Origin of the sequence: Paenibacillus dendrobii, assembly GCF_009807035.1 — a bacterium.
In the GTDB taxonomy this organism is placed as follows: domain Bacteria; phylum Bacillota; class Bacilli; order Paenibacillales; family Paenibacillaceae; genus Paenibacillus_AQ; species Paenibacillus_AQ dendrobii.
In genome coordinates this window covers 1,294,537-1,317,098 of record NZ_WUBI01000001.1, presented here as the reverse complement: position 1 = coordinate 1,317,098, position 22,562 = coordinate 1,294,537, and the positions used below count along the sequence as shown (strand labels likewise).

At 44.3% G+C, this 22,562-nt stretch carries 14 protein-coding genes; all 14 read left to right on the top strand.

Going from position 1 to position 22,562, the window contains the following annotated elements:
• Nucleotides 1–84 precede the first annotated feature (84 nt).
• The 14 genes from GRF59_RS05580 (at nt 85) to GRF59_RS05515 (ending at nt 22,484) form a co-directional block, all read left to right on the top strand.
• Complete coding sequence (locus tag GRF59_RS05580; protein WP_237391640.1) at nt 85–489, top strand: hypothetical protein; 405 nt, start codon at nt 85–87, stop codon at nt 487–489.
• A 1-nt stretch (nt 490) separates the two neighbouring features.
• Nucleotides 491–874 carry a Low copy number virion structural protein gene (locus GRF59_RS05575; RefSeq protein WP_160496637.1) on the top strand — a complete coding sequence of 128 codons (384 nt, stop codon included), beginning with the start codon at nt 491–493 and terminating at the stop codon, nt 872–874.
• 15 nt (nt 875–889) lie between these two features.
• A complete protein-coding gene (locus GRF59_RS05570; protein WP_160496636.1) occupies nt 890–3,562 on the top strand; it encodes a PKD domain-containing protein in 2,673 nt (890 codons plus the stop codon).
• A 57-nt stretch (nt 3,563–3,619) separates the two neighbouring features.
• Complete coding sequence (locus tag GRF59_RS05565) at nt 3,620–5,074, top strand: hypothetical protein (RefSeq protein WP_160496635.1); 1,455 nt, start codon at nt 3,620–3,622, stop codon at nt 5,072–5,074.
• 34 nt (nt 5,075–5,108) lie between these two features.
• The gene (locus tag GRF59_RS05560) at nt 5,109–6,944 is read left to right on the top strand and encodes a hypothetical protein (protein WP_160496634.1); all 1,836 of its coding nucleotides are present in this window, start codon (nt 5,109–5,111) and stop codon (nt 6,942–6,944) included.
• A gap of 29 nt (nt 6,945–6,973) precedes the next feature.
• Complete coding sequence (locus GRF59_RS05555) at nt 6,974–9,781, top strand: hypothetical protein (protein WP_160496633.1); 2,808 nt, start codon at nt 6,974–6,976, stop codon at nt 9,779–9,781.
• Complete coding sequence (locus GRF59_RS05550) at nt 9,748–10,875, top strand: cell adhesion protein (protein WP_341480009.1); 1,128 nt, start codon at nt 9,748–9,750, stop codon at nt 10,873–10,875. Before GRF59_RS05555 ends, GRF59_RS05550 begins: the two co-directional genes overlap by 34 nt.
• 14 nt (nt 10,876–10,889) lie before the next feature.
• The gene (locus tag GRF59_RS05545; RefSeq protein WP_160496632.1) at nt 10,890–11,720 is read left to right on the top strand and encodes a hypothetical protein; all 831 of its coding nucleotides are present in this window, start codon (nt 10,890–10,892) and stop codon (nt 11,718–11,720) included.
• 80 nt (nt 11,721–11,800) lie between these two features.
• Nucleotides 11,801–12,940, top strand: a complete 1,140-nt coding sequence (locus GRF59_RS05540; protein WP_160496631.1) for a hypothetical protein — start codon at nt 11,801–11,803, stop codon at nt 12,938–12,940.
• Between the two features lie 105 nt (nt 12,941–13,045).
• The gene (locus GRF59_RS05535) at nt 13,046–13,507 is read left to right on the top strand and encodes a hypothetical protein (RefSeq protein WP_160496630.1); all 462 of its coding nucleotides are present in this window, start codon (nt 13,046–13,048) and stop codon (nt 13,505–13,507) included.
• A 60-nt stretch (nt 13,508–13,567) separates the two neighbouring features.
• Nucleotides 13,568–14,167: a hypothetical protein gene (locus tag GRF59_RS05530; protein WP_237391639.1), complete on the top strand. Its 600-nt coding sequence runs from the start codon at nt 13,568–13,570 to the stop codon at nt 14,165–14,167.
• A 12-nt stretch (nt 14,168–14,179) separates the two neighbouring features.
• Complete coding sequence (locus tag GRF59_RS05525; RefSeq protein WP_160496629.1) at nt 14,180–14,974, top strand: hypothetical protein; 795 nt, start codon at nt 14,180–14,182, stop codon at nt 14,972–14,974.
• 258 nt (nt 14,975–15,232) lie between these two features.
• Nucleotides 15,233–16,969, top strand: a complete 1,737-nt coding sequence (locus tag GRF59_RS05520; protein ID WP_160496628.1) for a discoidin domain-containing protein — start codon at nt 15,233–15,235, stop codon at nt 16,967–16,969.
• Between the two features lie 31 nt (nt 16,970–17,000).
• Nucleotides 17,001–22,484: a DNRLRE domain-containing protein gene (locus GRF59_RS05515; protein WP_237391638.1), complete on the top strand. Its 5,484-nt coding sequence runs from the start codon at nt 17,001–17,003 to the stop codon at nt 22,482–22,484.
• Nucleotides 22,485–22,562 lie beyond the last annotated feature (78 nt).

Sequence of the window (22,562 nt, the reverse complement as noted above, 5' to 3'; positions counted from 1 at the left end):
ACGTCTACGGCGATAATTGTTCCTTGCTTTTTCTTATAATGCAATGGAAGCGAGGTGGTTATGTTGGATAATCAGCAAAATTTCATGAACGCAAATGAGGTCTTTCCGATTATAGACCTCATTCGCAGGGAGTTAAATAAACAAGGTCTATATGCCGGCAGCGGTGATGATCTAAGCGTAATAGATAGAATTCTCCCGAATCCCGAAGTGTTAAATGTGGAGGCTTTCCGTGAAATGCAGGATTACCCTGCTCTTGTAACCAAGGTTGTGTATACCTATGACAACGGAACCATCGAGAAATTATCTATTCAAAGGGACGAGAGCCTGCTGATCTATGGATTCCTAATTGAAATCGAAGGACGCTCCCTTGTAAATGAAGAACTTGAGGCAGAGACAGACATCACTTCCTTCCGTACGATTCAGGGGACTTTGATCCGAGAAAACGGATTATTTAAGAATCTGAAATTAGAATATACGAGGGCGGTGTAACATGTCTAACGGAGCAAATTTTGCGAGTTATCTTGTTGGGGGGCGCCTGGATCCTCCTTTCATGCCTACGAAAACGGATCCTTATATAGAGGGAACGATCATTGAGTCGCAGGGAGGCAAGAATGACAGCAAACTTGTCGTTACCGAGGATTGCGAACTGCTGTCCATTGCTGTTGGAGTATCTGATTACGAACCGAAAGACTACTGGAATTTATATGTCGGTGATAAGCTAGTCTGCCGGAATATTTTCACCAAGGATGTTCCTGAAGGAATGTATTTGACAGCAGTTATTCCCTGCAAAGCAGGTACTCAATTCCATTTGGAATATTTTAATGTCGGAGGTAAGCCCAAGTTCGTGTGGGTCAATTATCAAATGCTGAAGTAGAAAGTAGGTGACAAAATGGCAGATTCTGCTTACCAGCCAACGCCCTGGGTCGACACGATGATTGAAGAGAGACACTTGTTAGATGGGCTTGTTGGCATTTGTCTGAATAACGGCTGGACGAAGGTAGCCGAATTTACGAAAGTGACATATCTCAATCGCCTTACAAAGCCAACGATTAAGAGGTTTTACCTGCCACTAGCGAATCCTGTGATTGAGATTCCGAAAACATTGCATGGTGATTACTATGTTTACCTTGATGGGGAGATTTGTCCAACATCTTATTATTCCGTTGTCAATAAGGATGAGAAGACGCTTCAATTAACGTTTCATGCCGGTGTGACGGGAATGGCGGCTATCTACTATAGTACCGTACAAGCTATGGATGATTTCGATTTTTACGTAGCCAAACATGTTGTGGTCAGGAATGCTTCCGGCAACCTGTTTGGATTTGCCCAGTTAGCTCATGTAAATACGTCGATCCTATACACAGGTTGTAAAGTTCCGTTTGTCATTTATGATCCTGATGCTGATTATGGGACTCAATTAAGACCACAGGACGAAGGCATATTTTCATGGGTTGTTCAAAAGGCTAATGAAGACGGCCTTTTCGAGAGATCTACCTTATATACCTATCAGCTGGAGAAGTGGATTGGTAACGGGAAGATGATGGCGGGGTGGGACAATGACGTTGATGGGGCGCTCAAGAGATTATCGCTTGATGTCGAGATTCAGACTTCGATGTGGGGGCTTGACGATGCGACGAATAATCTCCAGTTCAAAATCACGGATAAGTTTCCCCAGATGTATCAATCACCTATCGTTACCACGCACATGAGAGTTCCTCAGTTGGAGAACACGACTAAGATTGCCACGATCGATGTGAAGTATACCAATTGGTGGGAGGACAGTAAAGTCATCGTTAAAGGTTTCATTGATGGAAAATCCTTAATGTTGATTATTCTTGCAGACACCAGCCCTGTTTGGGACAGAAATGCGGTCCCTGCCGTCCCTATTTATATGGGGGATTTCGATACGGATGATACGAAGGAAGAGGTTGTGAATCGCGAGATCACATTTGATTTTTACAAATCAACGGTAAGATCCTCCACGATCATATCAAGTAGGCCCATGGTTAATCAAGGTTCTTATGTGAGGGTTTGGCTCATGGGGGATGTGAATGGAGATTTCCCGGAAGAATGGGTCAAACTCACGATTGCCGGCCAGGAGATTGGGAATTTCAATGTGACGGGTGATTATGTACCAACAGGGGATAAGAACGATGCACAGTTCATAGGTCAGTTTGATATCACGGAGATCGAAGGAAAGAACTCTGTGAGTATTGAAGCGGAAAGTGGGGATGGGGTTAGTGGTTTTAACCCGATCGGTGCAAGAATGTGGCTTGAGATTGTTATTCATACGGACAAAACAGCGGATGGAGTACCGTCTGCTTTATTCTCAGGGTCTGCATTAACCAAACCGAATGCAGACATTGAAGCGGCACTTAAGGCCACTGCAAAATTCGATTACGACGATGTTTCGCTTAAGCAAGAAGTCCTGCTTCCAAAGATGAAAGACTACCCTCATTACCCAAGTAACGGAATCGATTCTGTTATGGTCAAGAGGACCAAATTCGGCGCTAGATATCAGGCTCATTACATTTCATGGGGTGTCCCTGCCAATTCCATGCCGCCGTTACGTCAAGACGAAGACGGCCACAAATACCCCCGTGCTTGGAATAATTATATGAACGATCCGTACAAGTTTCAATTTAACCCTTCTCGGTATAGTGGCAAAGCGCATTCCTCACGGGCTACGCTGGTACATCCCGAAGACGGCAAGTTTGGAACGTTGCGAAATGTTATTTTGGTGTCCCCCCTAACTATAATGAATGGTGACGAATTGAAAGCTAATAAAGAGAGGTGTTCACCTAATGAAGAAGATAGATTTGAGATTTACTCATACTACCTTGTCGAAGGTGTATCTCCATTAACGAAAAGACCAGCGACACCATTCAGGCCGGCGGGATTAGGGATACTGAAATCCGGTTATGTGCTTCCTGAGATACCACCTCTCCCACCTGCGCCACCAGAGTTTCTAGTAACCATCGATCCCGTGTATTCCGTAATCGAAGAAGACAGCAGCATGAAGTTCGTTACAAATTACAGCAGACATTCACCGTTAACGAACTTTAAATGGGAAGTATCCAGTAATGTCAATAGAGGTACTTACTCAGCTGAAAGTGCTGTTTATACCTTTAACAGCCCAGGAACATATTCGGTGAAGTTTACTGTGTGGAACGAACTAGGACAGTCAGGCATTGCAACAGCAACCATTGTGGTCATTGCTAAACCGGTACCACCGCCACCGCCGCCACCGCCACCACCTCCGAATACTTTGCAGTGTGGACAGACAAACGATACCGGCGGAGGAGTATACACAGAGAAGTTCCATGAGATGGGAAATAAGGCTGGCAAGGTACAAATTGATTACGATATGTATTCGGCTCCAGATAAAATGGACGTTTACTATATGAATCAATTGCTCGCTACAACGAACGTAGAAGTAGCAGGAAAAGGATCGCTAGTGTTCTCTTATACTCCTGTTAATGGTGTAACTCAAATCAAGGTTATTGTAACGAACACCACGGGTAACTCCCAATGGGAATACTTGGTGAAATGCCCGATTTAAGCGGAGGGAGTTTCACCTAATTCACGAACGAAAATCATGTAAAGGGGTGCGATATACATGCCGTTTATTGATACGACTCCTGCTTCATTCACGCCTAAAGTGATTGAATCAGACTTGCAGCCGCGTCTGGGAGACCTTCTTGCATCACAAGGGTGGAAGGTCGCTGCAAACTTCAAGAAAGTAGTCTTTGACGCCAACACATTGAAATCCACATTCGTTGGTACTGCTCAGTCTCAATTTCCTATCTGTGTGGCGGAACATTTCATCTACGCGAATAAAGAAAACCACATGTTTGGACTTGCCCTTGTAGGATACTGGTCAATGACTCTTGGAGAAATTAGAGCACTAGGGAAATCACCTGACAAAGGATCTACTCCGCTTCCTGAATTTGCGGAATGGGCTACCAACGAATTTCGAAAATACCGCTCTCCTCAGACCATGTACTTCTATATCGTAGAGAATTTAGCGGGACTTAAGCCTAATCTTGATGATATTTGCCTTCCCTGGATTGATGCATCCGAGGACGGATTGATACGTGCATCCTTGGATATTGAAGTGGAGACTTCCGAATGGGTAACAGCGGGATCTACCGGAGGCGGCGGGGTCTTCACGATCACCAAAGTGGAAGGAACGAGAATGCAATCTCCGATTGTACCAGCAGGCATTCGGTCTAAATTGATTGAGTCTTATTACGATCCGGCCTATAACTCTGCCGTTCAGTATACCAACTGGTGGAATGACTCTGAAATTTCGATTAAAGGCACACTGACTGAAACCAATGCTTTCTTCATTCTCCAAAGCGATAATGTACCTGCACCTGAAGGGAATTTAGTCCCTATTATCCCATTTTATTTCGGTAAGCTGGATCCGATTGAGGAAGGCGACGAAGCCTATGCTTTGTTTGCAGGCTCCGTGCCGATTGCCAAAAACATTCAAGGCGTGGCGGAATACGACTTCGATAACGTGACCCTTAAGCAGGCGAATATTATGCCGCTAACGAAGAACTATCCCGTCAATCCGGCGAACGGATTGGACAATGTGATGATTCACCGAGCCAAATTGGGAGCTAGATATCAAGCCAGTTACTTGTCCTGGAACTCGCCGCCTAACTTAATGCCGCCAGCCCGTTCCTCGGCAGATGGCAAACGTGATTATCCAAGGGCTTGGAACAACGCAGAGAACCCGCTGTATAAATATAACTTCAACCCGTCTCGGTATAGCGGGAAAGTTCATACTTCAAAGATTTATGTGGTACATCCTGAAGAAGGCGTTCGCGGCACACTAAAAGACACGATTGCGTTGGCAGCTTTTTCGTTCAATGCGAACAAACTTCGCGTTAAGCGATCAAATTGCCCTGATGAGTTTGATGTATACCGTTATTTCTTGGTTGAAGGCGTCTCTCCTTTGACTAAAAAGCCCGGTACGCAGTTTAGGCCAGCTGGTATTGGTATTTATCTGAATACCGTTGATGACGAAGGAAATGAGATTACTCCTAGTCCTACTACTCCTTAGTAGTGGGGCAATATCAATGAAGAGGTGATGGATTATGGCATGGTTCGATGGGGATTCTACAATTCAGTTGTTTCCTGAAGAGTTGGAAAAGAAGTTCAATGCGAACGGTTGGGATACGTTCATTAAATACCGCGCCGTAACTGGCGACCCTAAGAATGTAAAAACTAAATTTGCAGATGTGAGATTGTTTCGCTCCTTAGGCAGTGACGGTCAAGTACGTAACTTTGGGATGGTATTTGGATACGGCGGGGTTCAGAAAAAAGCGGGAGAGCTAGATTTTATCTCTCAGAATTCCGTGCTTGGAGCTCTTAAGTTAGTTGATGGAGCGACGGATAAGTTTCAAATCATTGTTAGGCCGGTAGAGCCGGATTCCGAGATGGTTTACAAAAATGGCGTGCTTTTGCCAAAGACGGAGTACAGCGTAGACTATTACACGGGTGTCGTGAAGCCTAAGGATACTCCACAACCTACGGATAAGCTCACGGTATCTTACGCCCCTGCGGTTAATGCTCCAAGCATGCCAAAGAGACTCTACTTTTTTGCATTCGATGATGTTCGATCTGAAAAGATCGTCGAAGGAACAAGTGGTTCTGTCGGCGTTGGAGATCCTGAATCCATCCTTCCAGATGGCGATGGAACAAAACGCACTTTTCAAATCCCGACGCCTACGACAATTAAGACAGATTCTGTGAGATTGTACATTAATCAAGTTGAAATTCCTAGCACGGACTTTTCGGTTGACTATAGCGCAAACACAATCACCATTGCCAATACAAGACCAGCCCCAGACGCGGGTGCAGAGCTTCACGCATCGTATGTACGGGTTTTAGCAGGCACAGGGTCAGGCACAATTAACTACGGGGACATTAAATCACGTAACTTTGATCCTGATAATGCCAAACAGATGCTGGACGCGGTCTACTCCTGCATCTACTATATCTATCCATCTTTGCCGACAGCCTTATCTTTTACGCCGCTGGATAACTTCGATAGAGGGTGGCAGCGCGACTCGACGATGTATTTCTGGGGGAACTTTACCAAAGACCGTATTGTTATGTTCCTTCGTCCTGACCCGACTGCTGGCGCAGAGAATACTTATTATGCTCCGCTGTACATTGGCCGGATGACAACGATCGGGAAGTCGCCACGAAAGAACCACGTCATCCTTTCCGGTTGTAGAACCAAGGATGAGGTCGTGTGGGCGAAAGACTTGAAGCTGGGAGCTACTTACATAGATTACGGTAATAATACCTCCAATGGTAACAGCTCTGTTCAGCTTCAACAATCGATCGGCGGTACGTATTATCAAAAGCATTATCTTGCTTTTATTACGCATGACAAGCAAATTGATGCAGGTGAATCCCGATTTAATCCATCCGTCTACTCAGGTAAGTATCATATTTCTCCGATGTATGTTGTGCATCCGAACGACGGATTTGTCGGAAAGCTTGACGAGGTTTATGCCGTTCACCCGAAAAATATTTCGCAATTAGATGAACTGGAGGTCGTAGAGACTTCCAAAGATGAAGATTTGGGTAAAGGCAATGGCACAAATGCTACTTTCCACTTGTCTCATCAGCCATCCCTCAAGGACGATGGTACTCCGTTCAGTCTAGTCATTAAGGTCAACTGCGTCGAACAAACGCTGGGCGCGGATTATACAATTGACTACTCTACGAAGACGATCACGTTCATGACGGATAAGATTCCGGCAGATGACGCTGAGATCCTTGCAACATACGAGTACAAACAGATTTACCGTTATACTCTAGCGGATACGCCAGTCAGCCCTCTGACACTGGCTACCATTAGTCCGTTTGCTCCTATCGGTCTTGGCATTCTGAAGGAGACACTCATCAAAAACAAGTAATACCATAGACGAGGGAGGTAGGCGGTGACATGCTGAATGGTAATAAATCTTACCTTATCAGTTTCACCGCCCTTTTTTCTAAAAAGGGCTATGAACTGGCGTTTGGTGTAGACACGGTCATTGATGTTGAACGAGACACCCAATATCATCTCACTGCCCCTGCATATAGTACTTACAATACTTTAAAGTTGGATGTAATGAAAAATGCGACAAAACAGCCCTATACTGCCTCAAGCCTTCTCGGTAATGGTTTGAAAGAGTCCACCATTGTAACTGAAATTGAGGGAATAGAGATGGATTCTGTGTTCGCAAGGGTTGCGTCCTACCTTTCCGATATCCAAAGTTACTTGAGTGGGGAGAGCAGATTAGATGCAGATTTAAGGACCTCCGCTTCTAGCTTTGCGGAGAATGAGAACTCGGCAACGTCAGAAGTAAGCGATATTGCAAGCGAGCATCTTGGAGTTGAGGTTCGAGGATATGTGATTGAGGCTTCGAATGAGATGCTGACATCTGTTGAGAATATCTTGAATGGCATGATGGATGCTGGATTCTCATTAGGAAGCAGTGTGGTGTCCAGCGATTTGGACGGCACTGTCAGAAGTTTGAAACTACCGAATATGGAATACCTGGCTTACTCACCTACTGAACCTGTTATTGGGAAACATCACCTTCCCATTTATGATATGGAAGAAACGCAACGAGAGTTGGCTTATAGTACGTTCAACGTCTTTTATAATGAAATATTCTCAGACGCAGCTCTCATACAAGTCAGGAATGGCGCGGAGATTTCGGCTTTGATCCCTACCGTATGCGATCCCGTATTTGAAATATCCGTGGATGATTTTTCTGACACCGTAAACCTAAGCAAGCAAAAAGATAGCGAGATTCAGGAGTATATCTCCGCCGTTAAACAGGGGGACATCGGCGAATTAACACATCCGGAGTCATTCGTGTCAGGCTACCAGGAGTCTGGAAACTTTCTATATATTGAAACCGGTGCTGCAGCAATTTCAAATTCTGGGGATGAGCTATCCATTCATTTCCTTTCAACCGGCGAATCTTCTAATACAGATCATTCTGTTGTTTCTATAGATGCTCTATCTAATGTTTATTACGAGACAGATGCCTATGCACCCGGCGAACTCCGTGAAGGCGGGTATGAGATCAGACTGGATTCGGATAGCGAACAGTCACACCTGGCTGAGATCGTCAAAAATATCATTTCTGATACCCCCCAGATTTCTAGCATGGGGCGTTTACATAAAATTATGTATGGCCAAAAAACCGCAGAAGAAATACAGGCAGGCCTAGAGCGTCTTATTGATACTTACATGGATGAACCGGAAACCGCGAATTTGGGAGTCATCAGAGATCAAGTTATTACTCAATTGGAGCAGGGCCGTAGCCTTGATCATACGGAAGCAGAGACTCTTGAATCCAAGGTTGGTTTCGTCGAATATTTCGGTGAGGCTGGGAAGGAAATAGAGGAGCAGGGCCAAATTAAACATGATGGAGACGGAATAGAGTACCCTACCGAGTATGGGAAAGTAGAATCCTATGGAATTGGAGTAGAATCTTCGCAAGATTATGGGATATCCATTTCTTTTGGCGATGGAATATACGATTCGCATGAATATGCGAATAGAAACATCAGCAAGGATGCAATTTGGTCTAAAGAGGAAAAGGCGATCGCTGAAGTTAACATGCCACTCGAAATGCAAAACTTCGAAGAGGGCATTCGCGATTATGCAGGGTATGGGGATCTTGCCATACACACCGTCGGACAGTCAGACAATATGACGGATGTTAATCTTACGGAAATGACTGAAGTTGAACGGACGATCGTCCCTGAGTCAGGCGCACCTGAGATTGTAGAGCGTGCTGACTACATCCAGGATTACGATGCTTGGATAACACCAAGTGAAACGTCGATTCATATACGTGATTTTGATGCGAATGTTCATACAGATAGAAGATCCGAGATCATTCAGTCTTCTGAGGGTTCTTTGCAGAAGGATGAAAGAGCACGGGGTGGATTCCGTATATATGATGCCGTTCAGGACTCGGAAGCAACAGGAAGCAGCTCAGACATTTCATTGAATTCGGTCAATCATCAATTGACTTTAGCTGATGCAGGGAAGATAACGACCGATTCCATCATCAATGAGGACAACAAAGCAGAGAATCGTTTTGCGTCAAGTGATGTCTATGCACTGGATGAAACGCAGCGGGGGGACAATGTTACCATTGCCGATGGGATGCTTGATAAGGAAGTTGCGCAAGGAAGTGCTGACAACGTTCATGAGACAGTTATACAAGATCTTGATGGTATGTCAGGAGATAATATATATAATGCCGTTCATGAAGAAAGTCAACCTGCTTTCATCGGGGACATGAATTTAGTCGTGGATGACGAAAAGCAGATTTATGGTCAGCTTGGTGGCGGAGACATCGAAACAATGAATGAAATCGGTACAGAGTCTGAATCCGTACAGAGCACTGAGCAGGTAGGGGTTGAGAAAGTTACCCATGGGACGCGTAAGAAGAAAATCATTCCTACGGAAAACTTGTCTACTGCTGACGCTTCCAGAAAAAAACAAATCTATGAGATGAACATCAACCCGTCTGAAGCGGGCAAACGAATGAAAAAAGAAGTGAAAATGAGTGTCGAGAAAGATCAGGATGCCAATAGACCTGGCAAGGCCATTGAAACGGTCATCGAAAAACCGGACGGAGGAACGTTAATAACGCCATCGGCTAAGAAGAAACCACGCATTTGGCTGATTGCCGGTAAGATCGCTTCTTGGAGTATCTGGAACTGGAAGAAGACAAGGTAGGTGAGAGAATGGGTTTATACAAGAAAACAAGTGGTCTTATTTTCGATGATGGATTTCATAGCGGGAGTCTGAACTCCCGTTATAGTCTCTCTCCGGAAGATGCCCCAACACTGGATATTAGTCAAAACCAGCTGGTGATTCCTCATACGGATTCCGAAACCATGGTATTGTTTAGCGTTCCGGAAAACGAACAAACGCTAATCTTTGAAGTTACTGCGGACTACATTCCGCAAGAAGTCGGGGATGAAGGCGGTATCCTCATTTGGCATGATGGATACCATCGTCTGGAGTTCCTTGAAAGTAAAGATTCCACGACAAGAGAATACAGCAAATGGAGGGCGCAGAAAGAAGGAAACAGATGGACGTTTTATGCCAATAGAGGATCAGGTTGGGAATTATTCGACTCTGCAAACGTAGAAGCCCTTAAAATGGGTGTTGTTCTAAAAAATCCAGAGAAACTTAATTACGATGCCCTTAAGCTGGATCGGTGGATACTATGTCGCAGCAATAAGATTACAATAGGAAATTTACCACAAGGTTACACCATCTACTTGTGTGATTCCAGTGGATACATGATCCATTCAGCTACCGTAGAACCCCTATGGACAGGGGTGGAGTTAGATCTGCCCATATTGCCGTACCACGGCATCTTAAAAGTATTCGACGAAAATGGAGTGCAGCTGTCTAGTATTGGTCCGGTTGATCTATATGGCGGGGATATGTATTTGTACGGTACGGATCTTCGTGTTCTTTGGAAGGGCGAGGAACTGAATCTAACGAATGATACTTACTTAGGCACGATGTACGATCATGTGATTGAGGTTCAAATGGAATTGTATAATCCTTCCAACAACAAGGCCGCAACTGGCATTACGATGGGGATCCTTAAATATCTTGAAGAGTTTGGCTATGAGTGGGCAGATATTTGCCATGACGATGGCCAGGATAAACCAAGCGGCAACTATACTCAAAAACTGGATATGGGGACACTTGGGCCACTGGATAAGATGAAGTTTTGGATGAAAGTGGAGAGGAAATCAGAGCGTTTTGGGATAAAACCGATTCATTTTATCCTGGATATCACTCATTTGTAAGGGGCTGTAGATATATGCCGGGAACGAAAATGCGGTTGCAACGTTATGGAAATGAAGTGTCGTACAGACATGAGCAGGAGATTATCGTTGACCAAGCATTCTTGGATACGAATAACGGTTTGTACATCATCCTTTCGCATCCTTATGTCATGGGAGGGAATGCGCTGGATGTGTTCTTCAACGGTCAGCGCCTATCGGAAGGTGGAGGCTATGAGGAAATAGATTCGGCTACGCTTAAGTTAGATCTTGGCAGCTACCCGCCAGGACACGCTCTAGCCGGTCAGAAAGTTCCGTTAACCATTGGCGATGAAATTTATATTACTACATGGAAGGCCGAGTACCTTCAAACTGGAGGGAACATCGATACATACCGTTTTCTTTCCTTGGAAGAAGAAGTCATCCATGCAAGAAGGTATAAAGATACGGATGTGCCTTTTCATACACTTGACGACAGACTTGATTATATTCAGGATCGTATCGAAATGAAGACCATCGTGATGGTTTTGCCGAAGGTTATGGTTGGAGCGTCCAAGTTCGATATTCGCTTTCCGCACGAAGGGGTTATTACGGAAGTGTATGCTTCCTGTGCAGAACCCGGTACGACAAGGACCATCATTCAAATCGAAAAATGCACCCAGAACGATTACGACTCCATTCCGCTGTGGTCTGGTATTTTTGGTCAAAAAATGATTGTGGATGCGAATGAAAAGTCTTCGAATACAAGCAGTGCACCTTACTCACTTGCGTTGACACAAGTGGAAAAAAACGATCTGTTCAGGGTGAACATTATGGAAGCGGGCAATGGAGCTGCCGGTATTACAATAGAGGTCATGGTAAGGGTGTAAGACATTCCAACATTTTAAGTTAATAAATGGATTAATTAACTTATAATGGCTAGTGAAAATTCTAAGAGGGGTGATAGGATATGGCAGGAACAAGAGGGATTGCTAGATTCCGTGGTGAACAGTTTAACAATCGTATCATGCGTAATCATCATTTTGATGAAAATAACAAAATCAGTGAGACGTACCTTGATATTCATTACCAAAACCATCGCGAGATTCTAGAAGAAACGAAGATTGACGTATTCATCCAAGTCAATGATAAAGCGGTAGCCGGGTTGTCGCAGCTCGAGGTGTCTTCCGATGTCGGGAATAGACCTGTAGCTACTGGAAATTCAGTCGAAGGTGTTGTGCTCAGCGAAAAGATTCAACTTCGGGTAACAGGCACAGATCGTCCGATTGGTGATGCTGACGCTGATGTCGTTTACGGCCGTTTGGAAGAACAAGCAGGGAAGTATGTACTGAAGTTTTATAGCATTGAAGGCGGTAGCGAACAACCGTATGCTTTTGCAGTCGATGCAGAAAATATTGACTATCGATTTGTTGTTCGGACGAACCTGTCTGTTATTCCGGTAGACGCGATAGTAAAGGGCGGGGCTGGTTTCGTTGAAGGCGCGACGGATGCAAAAGCATATATGAACCTCATTCAGCTTATGAAAGACGTATACGGCGCATCAGGAACACTCGACAATGACGGTAATGCGAATCTTGCAACATCCATTCAAGAACAAATTGACAAAGAAATCCAAGAGAGAGCAGCTTCTGACCAAGGCATTCAAGACAATTTTGCCGCTCCTTCAGGGGCAGGTTTGGTAGGCGTAATCACGGATTCTAATTACGTGGGACTAACGGTACAGGCTGTGTTGTCAGATCTCGCTTCACGAATCAAATCCGCAAACGATTCGAGTGATTCTCGAATGGATATGATTGAACAGAAGAATACGGATCAGGATGACAGATTGTATAAGCTTGAGTCTGCTGACGAAGAGGAAGTGTTTGAAGCCGTGGGCGGTGAGACGGAGTATCTGTTAACCAAGGGATTGGCTAAGGATAAGACCGTACGTTTGGCGATCAACGGTCAGCTTCAGACTCCAGGCATTAACTTTGACTACTTGAAGAATGGTAAGGGTGAAATCACCGGCTTTAATTTTGCCCCGGAAACCCTAAAAGTGATCGACGGCGTACCCGATGTCGTGTTCGTTCAATACAAGAAAGTGATGTAAAAGAAAAAGACCCTAACAAGGGTCTTTTTCTTTTACTATCATTTTGTTAAGCAATCCACCGGATAACTTATATTGTCTATAGTAATAAACAAGGAGGGAAATACGATGGCAAGCCCTTTAGTACAGTGGTTCGACGTAACGAATACCGCGCAAAAAACGGAATGGCAAATCGGAGTCGTCGATGCAGGAAGTCCATCCCCTGCTTCAACTTTTCTTATCTGGAACAACAGGGGAGTAAATTCTGACGTATCTGATATGACGAACTGCACTATAACGACAAAGGATGTTCTTGGAAGTAATACGGGCGAAGTCGTTATAAATAAGTGGATTGAAGCCCGTGTAGATTCCATGAATGAAACGCAGTTTACTGCAATCGGAGGAACGACAACGAAAGTCGTTCAGGCAGGCGGGGCGGCGGGAGCAGGCAAAATCAAAGGAACTGCAAATGACGGCTCCCTTGGCGCAGTGGCAAACTACGCTAAGGTAACTCTTCAAGCTATGGTTCCAGCAACCGCCACCGCGGGTAGCTTCACTTTCCTGACCCGTATCGCATATCAATTTACGTAAATCATGTAGCCCTACTATTTTAGTAGGGTTTTTTCAACCAATACAATGGGGGGATTTTGGATGTTTGGAAACAGGGAAATGATGACATCGCCAGTACAGCAGCCATTCGTATGGGTGGCAGAATACCTCGATGGGTCTCATTTATCGGAATTTGATTATATTACGAAAAAAGAGAATAACTTCTGTTCGATTCATAGGGATAACTTGCTAAGGTTTGGTCTTCTCGGCAATGGAGCTTCAATGTACTTCGAGGTATACGGAGGAATCTTCAAGATTCTAGGCCAGATGATAGAAGTAGACTATGTGACGAATGAGAAGTCGTACCAATTAACAGGAAGAGCAATGAACTACAAGGACATTATCACATATAAAGATGCAGAATTTGTTTTTAATCCTAAAGTCGAGGGTTCAGGACAGACGATGATTACACAGTTTAACTTTGGCTATAAAACCAAGTTTACTATAGATGACACGGATTTTCATTTCCAGGCTATTTGCCAAATTCCTATGAATCAATTGGCGTCTTTAGAACTTAGGCTTGTGTCTAGCAAAGATCTGAATGGGAGGTTAGCCATTAAACGAAATGGTCGAACTGTGGATTTCATAGAAGCCCCACTTCAGAGTAACTTAGGCGGGAGCATTCATTGGGAACTAAGATAAGGAGGTTTTCGAGTGCCAAACTTTATATACGCCATCACCGACGACTTTGAGGAGGATAACAGGCCATACACCATAACCGGGAAATTTGAGTACACGACTGAAGCTAAACATTCTGGAACGCGTTCTCTTAGCAACGTCAAAATCGGCCATAGTCAATCAACAGACTTTTACATCGAACTAAATCTGCCCTACGCGAATGATATTTCTTTTTGGTATTTTTGCAGTTCAGAATCAAGCTATGACCGATTTAGATTCTATATCAATAATGTTGCAAGGATAGATACGGGAAACATGAGTGCTTGGACAAAGTTCAACTATAGGTTAGAGGCAGGGAAGAACACTTTAAGATTCAACTACTCCAAGGATGGCAGTCAGTCAGTGGGCTATGACAGGTTTTTTATTGACGAGCTTTATATTCCTTTTTTTCTAGTGGATAAGCCGTTCTTATTGTTCACGAATGAAAACGGTTTTCCCTTTAATAACCCGGAAGGAAACATGTTATATAACCTGGATTTTGGAACCATGACAGCTGGACAGGTAGCTACCCCAAGGAAGCTGAAACTCACCAATTTCTGCGGATTTGACATTTCTGACGTGCAGATTTTTATTAAACCCAGTGAGTTCCCTCCAAAGGTTGCAGTCGAAATCAGCAGGTTTAATACACCGTTTATTCCAGAAGAGAACAATACATTCGGTGGAGTGCTGAAGGACGGGGAGAGCGTAACTTTCTATGCGCGTATTGTCACACAGGAAGACACGATGGCAGGAGGAGACTTTTACATCTACGCTAAAGCGGATCTAGCATAAGAAAGAAGGTGTAACTTAATGGCGGTCATTGGGGAATCCATCTTACTGCCTGAAGATGGTTGGAAAAGGTACGACAGTACCCACGCGGCAGTCAGGTACAAGGGCAGTTGGAGTACATCGTCCAGTTCTGCAGATAAGTATGGAGGTACGTTTCAGTACAGTAAGAGCGCTAGCGCAACATGTGAATTTCTTTTCTATGGTACATCCTTGCGAATTATTTCGTACCGGGAGTCGGCATCTTCAACGGATGTTATTGTTATGGTCGATGGGGTGGAATATCACTTTAACAATGCGGGCACGACATTAAGTGCAGCCTTGCTGTTTGAACTGACCGGGCTCGAAGATAAACGGCACAACGTAACCATTCGGACAAATATAGAGGGGAAGCAAGTGAGCCTGGATGCTTTTGACGTTAATGAGGGTGGGCATATTTCCTATGCCGTTGGGTATGTCATTCCTGAGCAAGAAGAGAGTTGGAGGAGGTATGACGATACGCATCCTGGCTTTACCTACCAAGGTGTTTGGCAAACGGACTCAAATGCGGCTTATTACGGAGGAGCAAGAAAGTCACAACCTAACTCCGTCATTGGAAATAAGATTGACTTCTCTTTTGTAGGGACAAAGCTACGGGTTATTACGTCCATGTACTTTCAATACTCGGACAAAATAGCCATTACGATTGACGGCGTAACGGAGTACTATTCCCTTGTTGGAAATGGAACGAGTAATGGAAATAATCAATTTTTGGCATATGAAAAGACAGGCCTTCCGCATGGAACCCATACGGTTAGTGTAGAGAAAATAAACGCTGGGGCATACAGTGTAGACCACGTCTGGGATGCTGTCGATATTGATGTTAACGGATATCTCGTAACGCCTCAGAACAAACCCAAAACGGGAGGAAAGCTGAGAACAAGAGTGCAGGAGATGGAAATCGGCGATTATATTCGATGCGGGTACTCAGCTTCATCCGGAACGGCAGGAGTGTTTTATGGTCTCGGAACGGATACGGATGATGCAGAGATTTCTTTGGACGGACCGATCGCACCGAATGGATATTTCTATTTCATCAAGGTTAAGGAAGGTCTTCTCGTAGCAGATCGGGTCATACAAACCGGAATTTCGTGGTTAACCTTAAACATGACAAGCTATACCCATGGTGCCCAATTAAACGATAGCATGATTCCACTTATGGTAGCTGACACGATTCCAATGTTAAATGTGGCACCTAATGGGATCCCTTCTGCAAGTTCTGTTTACAGTACAACTTATAGCCCTTGGAAGGCTTTTGACGCCGTGGATGGATCTTATGGCTGGATCGGTGTTAACGGGCAGAAGCAAGTATGGTTAGAGTACGCATTTCAAACGCCTACAGTAGTGAAAAAATATTATCTAAAAGCACCCAATACATCGGCGACCATGCCAAGTAAATGGTCTTTTGAGGGATGGGACGGAAATCACTGGGTCAAATTGGATGAACAGGGACAAGGCGGCTGGCTTGCCTTAGAAGAGAGAAGTTACAACCTGGATAATATTAAAGCTCATTTACGATACAGAATTGTCATCGAGCAGAATGACGGCCATGCCAATTACTCAGGAATCGGCGAACTTCGAATGAGTTCAGAACGATTGGTGACAAAAGTCCGAATGCTTACAGGGGCAATCGCTTATTTGCGGTTCGACGGGCATCCAACAACAACAGATGAGGGATTAGGCTTGTTTCCTCCAGAAAACGAATGGGACACTTTCATTAAGAACGGCCAGTGGGGATTAAAGGTGTGGAATAATATCGATAATTCTACTTCAGCCGAGTGGACACAGGATACTGTGTTTTCTGGATTTACAAACCCTCCTGCAGGTTTTACGAATAACGGTACGGGCAGGACAGTGAGGGGGCGCAACGGCTCGGTGACAGAGTACTGGAGTGCGGTTGCCAACTATACCGGACCATCAAAGATTGGATTTAGACCAGCTTTGGAATATGTCATTGTTTAATGATCTCAATACAATGAGAGCGGGTGAATGAATGCTTTACGAGTTGAATTTAGCAGATGGTATTGGGGGTACAGCGAATCAGACGACATATACGACGAAAAATGGTGTTATTGTTAAAAGTAGCATGCCAGTGTACAGCGGTAATTATAATATGGGATTCTTATTCGACGGGAAGTACTCTAATGGAGATCTATTAAGCTATTGGCTGACAAACGGCGGAGATACGGTTACCTTGGATTTTGATTTTTCTGCGATAATAAATCAGATTAACAGGTTCAAGAAAATGACGATTTATCCTCGCACACGTGATGAATCTATTTCGAGTTATAGAATCCTTGCAGCCCATCAAAAAAATGATCCATGGACTGAAATTGTCCCGAGAGTGAACAATACCTATGCTAACTGTCCTTACGGCACAGCTAGGGAACATGTACTGGATGATAATTACTGCTATATACGCATTGAATTATATCGTTCGGGGAGTTGGGGAGTCACTTTAAATGAAGTCAAGTTTTTAGCCGATGTGACAGACTCATACAGGGACACAAACCTGGGTTCTCTGTATTCTGTACCCGATTATGGATGGAAAAGGTATGACGACACATTCTCCGGATTTAGTTACAAAGCCAATAGACCTTACGGCAGTATCCACTATAACGCTGAAGAGATTAAATTCAAGTTCTATGGAACAAAGGTCAGATTGATCTATAACTACAACCAAGGCAATAATGGTGATGTGGTTTATATTGATGGAATAGAGTATTCCACGACCAAGACCACCACCGGGAAGAGTACTCTCGTATTCGAAAAGGTGGGTCTTTCCTACGGTTTACATGAGGTTCTGATCAAAACTTACACTGGAAGCGACTGGTTCTCCCAATTCGATGCTGCTGAAGTAGGCGTTGATGAATATGTGATTTTTGGCATAGGAACACAGCTGCTCGTACCTGAAACAGGCTGGCAAAGGTGTGCAGATACCCAAGTCCTATATCCCCATGGATACAGCATTTACAATTCTAACGGCACATCTAATATGCATGGCGGAGCGTCAAGGGTATTGACTCGAAACGCATCCACTCTTGAAGGGAATCAAGATCACATCAAGTTTCGCTTTTTTGGTTCAAAACTGCGATTACTAGCTTGTACATATCCCGACAGACAAGAAACCATGAGAGTGTATATCGATAATGTTGATCAAGGGACCTTCACTTCACGATTCAACACCGCCAATATCGGGCAAGTCGTCGTGTTCGATAAACCTGTGATGGACAAAGGATTCCACGATGTTTTAATAGTGATAGATCCGAAAGCAAGTGATGGTTCGTTCTTCTTTGATGCTTTTGATATAGATGCCGATGGATATGTCGTGGGTGAAGAAGGAGCAGTCATTCCTGTTCCTGAGAGCGGATGGAAACGCTATGAGGATAACCATCCAGCCATTAGCTATTTCCCTAGTAACGGTTGGACGAACGCAAATCTTGCTGACCACTCTGGGGGCAGCGTAACGGGTTGCCTGACTAGCATCAATGATACGAAGTTATCGTTTGACTTCATAGGAACTAAATTTCGACTCATTATTTCCAAATCGAATACTTACGCAACAAACATCAAGGTTAAAGTAGATGGAGTCGACGCCGGTTATTTCAGTGCTTACGATTCTTATTATTATCATCGGGTAGCAGGTTTTCAAAAGACCAACCTTTCTTTCGGTCGGCACTCCGTGGAAGTATCTGTTGTAACCAAGCCAACAAACTCCTCAGGATATGATTACAGGTTCGATGCCATTGACATTGATGCCGATGGAAGGTTGCTTCATAACGATGAAGTACTTGAACAAAGTGATTTAAAAGTGGGAAAGAGGATTCGGGCTCACTATTCCTCACGTGCCAGCATGTTAGGCAACTTTAGTGGTTTAGGCGCTGAAACTGAGGAATTTCTGCCGACGATCCAAGCAGCTAACCCTTCTGGGGATTTCTACCTTATTGTTGTTGACGAGGACGTTCTAGGTAGGCTGGTTCTCCTGGCTGACAGGAACATTCAAGGCGGGACGTCTTGGATGAGCATGAATGATTATGGTTTATCAACAGGTATTGTGCTGGATAAACAGAAGGTCCCAACCGTTCCAATTCTCCGTAGCAATATATCGGATGATGGAACCATATCGATCGAGGTCACTTCTAAAGTAGGAGATGATTACGATGGATGGAAGGCATTCGAAGGTCTTTCTGGAAGCGACAAGTATAGATGGGTGGCTTCTAATCCAGGCCCTGCTTCATTGACTGTAAAGTATAGTTCAGCGAAAATAATCAAGCATTATTCCTTGTTATCTAATACATATAATGCCGCCGCACCTACCAAGTGGCAAATTATGGGCAGCAATGATGGTGCCAATTGGTACTTGTTGGACGAAAGAAGCGGACAACAGGGGCTTGTTACGGAGAAGTTTTTCTCATTTAATAACAATACCCCATATACGATGTATCGGTTGCACGTCCTTGCTACCAACGGATACACAGGTTATTTCTGCAGTATCGATACGTTTCAGTTGTATACGGAAGACTCTTCACTTGCGAATGCTCTTGTCCGGCTTCCTACCGGTGGTGTTATCAGTACTGCATATGATAATGAATGGGATAATTATATAACGCGTAACAGTTTTGGTGGTAGAATTGCTGCGGGAGATAACAGGGTGTGGAATTGGAGTGGGGCTTGGACCATGACGAGCAATACTCACTCCAATAACATGAATAATAGAACGGTCAGAGGGAACTCTCTAGGAGGATTCTCTTCCATAGCCACGACAGATGTTTCTGCAGTTAACACCGGCTTTAGACCGCTGTTTGTCATGTTCGTTGCGAATCATGGAGAAGATTCTTTATTCAGCAAAATCAACGTCAGCCATAGAAACGACCTCCAGTCCAGTATGGTCATCTATCAAGACCATATGGAATATCCGGAGTCTACGATGACTGACGTGACCCTTCCTGTTACATCGACGGACTGGAAAGGTTACTCGTTTGAATCCTCAGGCGTATATAATGCCACACATGCGGAATGGAATGCATTCGATAACTCGATGACTTCTACTTATCCTTGGGCAGCGCCTGCCGGGCAAAATTCAGGCTGGTTAACGATCGACTACGGAAGCCCATTGAACATCGCAGGTTATGGAATAGGTTCAAGGCCTAGTTATGCTGCACAAGCGCCGCGAAACTGGATATTTTATGGAAGTCTTGATAAGAGGAGCTGGGAACTTCTCGACATGAGGAGGTTCGTTCCGGATTGGGCTGGTGGTGAATTGCGTAAGTTTGCCGTTGATGCTGGCGGCCAATCTTACCGCTACTTCAAATGGGAAATAAGCAATCCGCTCTCCGGTAATCAGCTCGGTGTACAACAATTTGAACTGTATGCTTATGAATATATTACCGGTCTTGAACAGAGGAAAACGCATGTGGTCATCCCTTACAGAGAAGATTTAGTTTCCACCATCGGCGTATTTAACGAAAATGGCGGGGGGATATCTCCTCAATTGGGAGATCTGACGTTACCCATGACCTCCAATACTTCAAATGGGTACACTTTAAAGGCTTCTGCAAACTATACATCTACGGACTACAACATGTACCTTGCTTTTAATAACGTCATTGGTTCAGGAAAATGGTCCAATGGCTCTTCAAATGGTGGCAAGGGATGGCTGGCCATTGACATTGTTGACCCAGCGGTTTTGACTAGCTATTTGCTAGAGGCTCCAAACGTGAGTGTTGGGGATATGACGAAGACGTGGACGTTTGAGGGCAGTGAGGACGGCGATACCTGGGATGTTTTAGATTCTCGTGTTAACGAGCCGAGCTGGAAACTTAACGAGCGCAGAGAATACCAAATAACGAAGCAAATTCCGGCATATCGATGGTTCAGAATTAACTCAACCGCTAACGTAGGCGGGGGATGGCTGACTATCGGAGAAATCGAAATTTATGGTTTTCGTGGTTCTTTGTTCAATCAGAAGAAGGCGTTTTTCACTGTTCTCAACAGGAATGACTTCATCGGAACGATTAACGTGAAACCTCATGCAATTATGCGCGTTCATGCTGACGTGACACCTGTATATATTGACCAAATCACGTCCTCGATTGACGTTAAGCAAACAGGGAATGTTGTCAGTTATATCTCCGTTACCCCGCATGCTAAAATGCGCGTAACGACGGCTGTTACCCCGCCTCCTATGATTGAGGTCGGCCTGTCCCCCGTCCAAGATGCTTTTGTTCGCTCGAATGTACCTCGCCTGAATTATGGCGGGGAGCAAGAGATGCTCGTGGGTAGAGCTGCAGATGGCGAAGATTTTTATTCTTTAGTTCAATTCGATACCAAAGCCATTCCGGTAGGGATGAAGCTTAAACGAGCTTTTTTGAGGTTTTACGTTGAGCAGAGCTCCCTTGCCGGGGCTCCGGTAAGCTTATACGAGATCCTAGACGAATGGACTGAAGCAGGTGTTACTTTTGCCAGTACACCTCGCTACGGCAGAAAGTTGACAGCATTCGTTGCGGACGTTCCCAAGAGTTATGCTGAAGTCGATTTCTTGAGTACCGTCCAAGGTTGGTATGATGGGACACTGGACAACAAGGGCATGTTGTTGAAAGTTGAGAATTTGCAGAATAGTCCATTTGTTCGTTTGGGTACACGGGAGCGAGGCAGCGGATACTCGCCGTTACTTGTCGTTGAGTATTATGATCCAGCGGTAAAAAGTTCTGGTTATGCAGAAGTGATGGACAGTATCATCGTTCGGCAAAATAAAACCAAAGACCTTACGACGAAGATCTCGGTCAAAAGTTATTGGGATATCAATGAATTTTCTGGGCGTATCAAAGTCTTTAACCCTGATATGCTAGAAACGTTTCTGAAGGTAGTCAGGGGAGACATGCTATCCAAAATTACTGTCAATAGGTCTGATGGTAGCAACCTGCCATCTGCCATTATTGTCAGTAACAAACGGGATAGTGTTTTGGATACAAAAATTAAGGTTTCAAGGGATTTTCAGTCAGGAACGCTCATTGTCAGTAGAAATGAGTCGAATGACCAGCGTTCTGTAATCATTGTCATGCGGGACGAGAAATCATCGTTAACTTCTGCAATTGGCGTAAGTAGACCTTATATTGCCGGTAAGATCGATGTTACTTCGAGTTCCATGATTCCAACGACAATCACAGTCCTGGGTTTAGATGATAATAAGCTTGAATCCTATATCACCGTTCGAAGAAATGACTCTAATGATCTTGGGGCATTCGTTGATGTATGGACTAAATCCGAGCTCGATAGTATGCTTATCGTCAAATCGGGATACCTGGCTTCGAGTATCATTGTTCCGCATGAAGCATTTAAAGATATGACGAGCAAAATAAGAGTTGCAGAGAGATTCGCGAGCGATTTGTCTACGCATATTATCATTGGTCATGATTCGATCCTTTTTAGCCGTATTGTTGTTGAAATCGCAGACGGCGGTTATGCATTTATCATGTAATATGAAAAACCCTTGCCTACTTGGCAGGGTTATTTTTTTGGTCATTTTACTTATATTGCAATTATAAGAGCGTGAGAT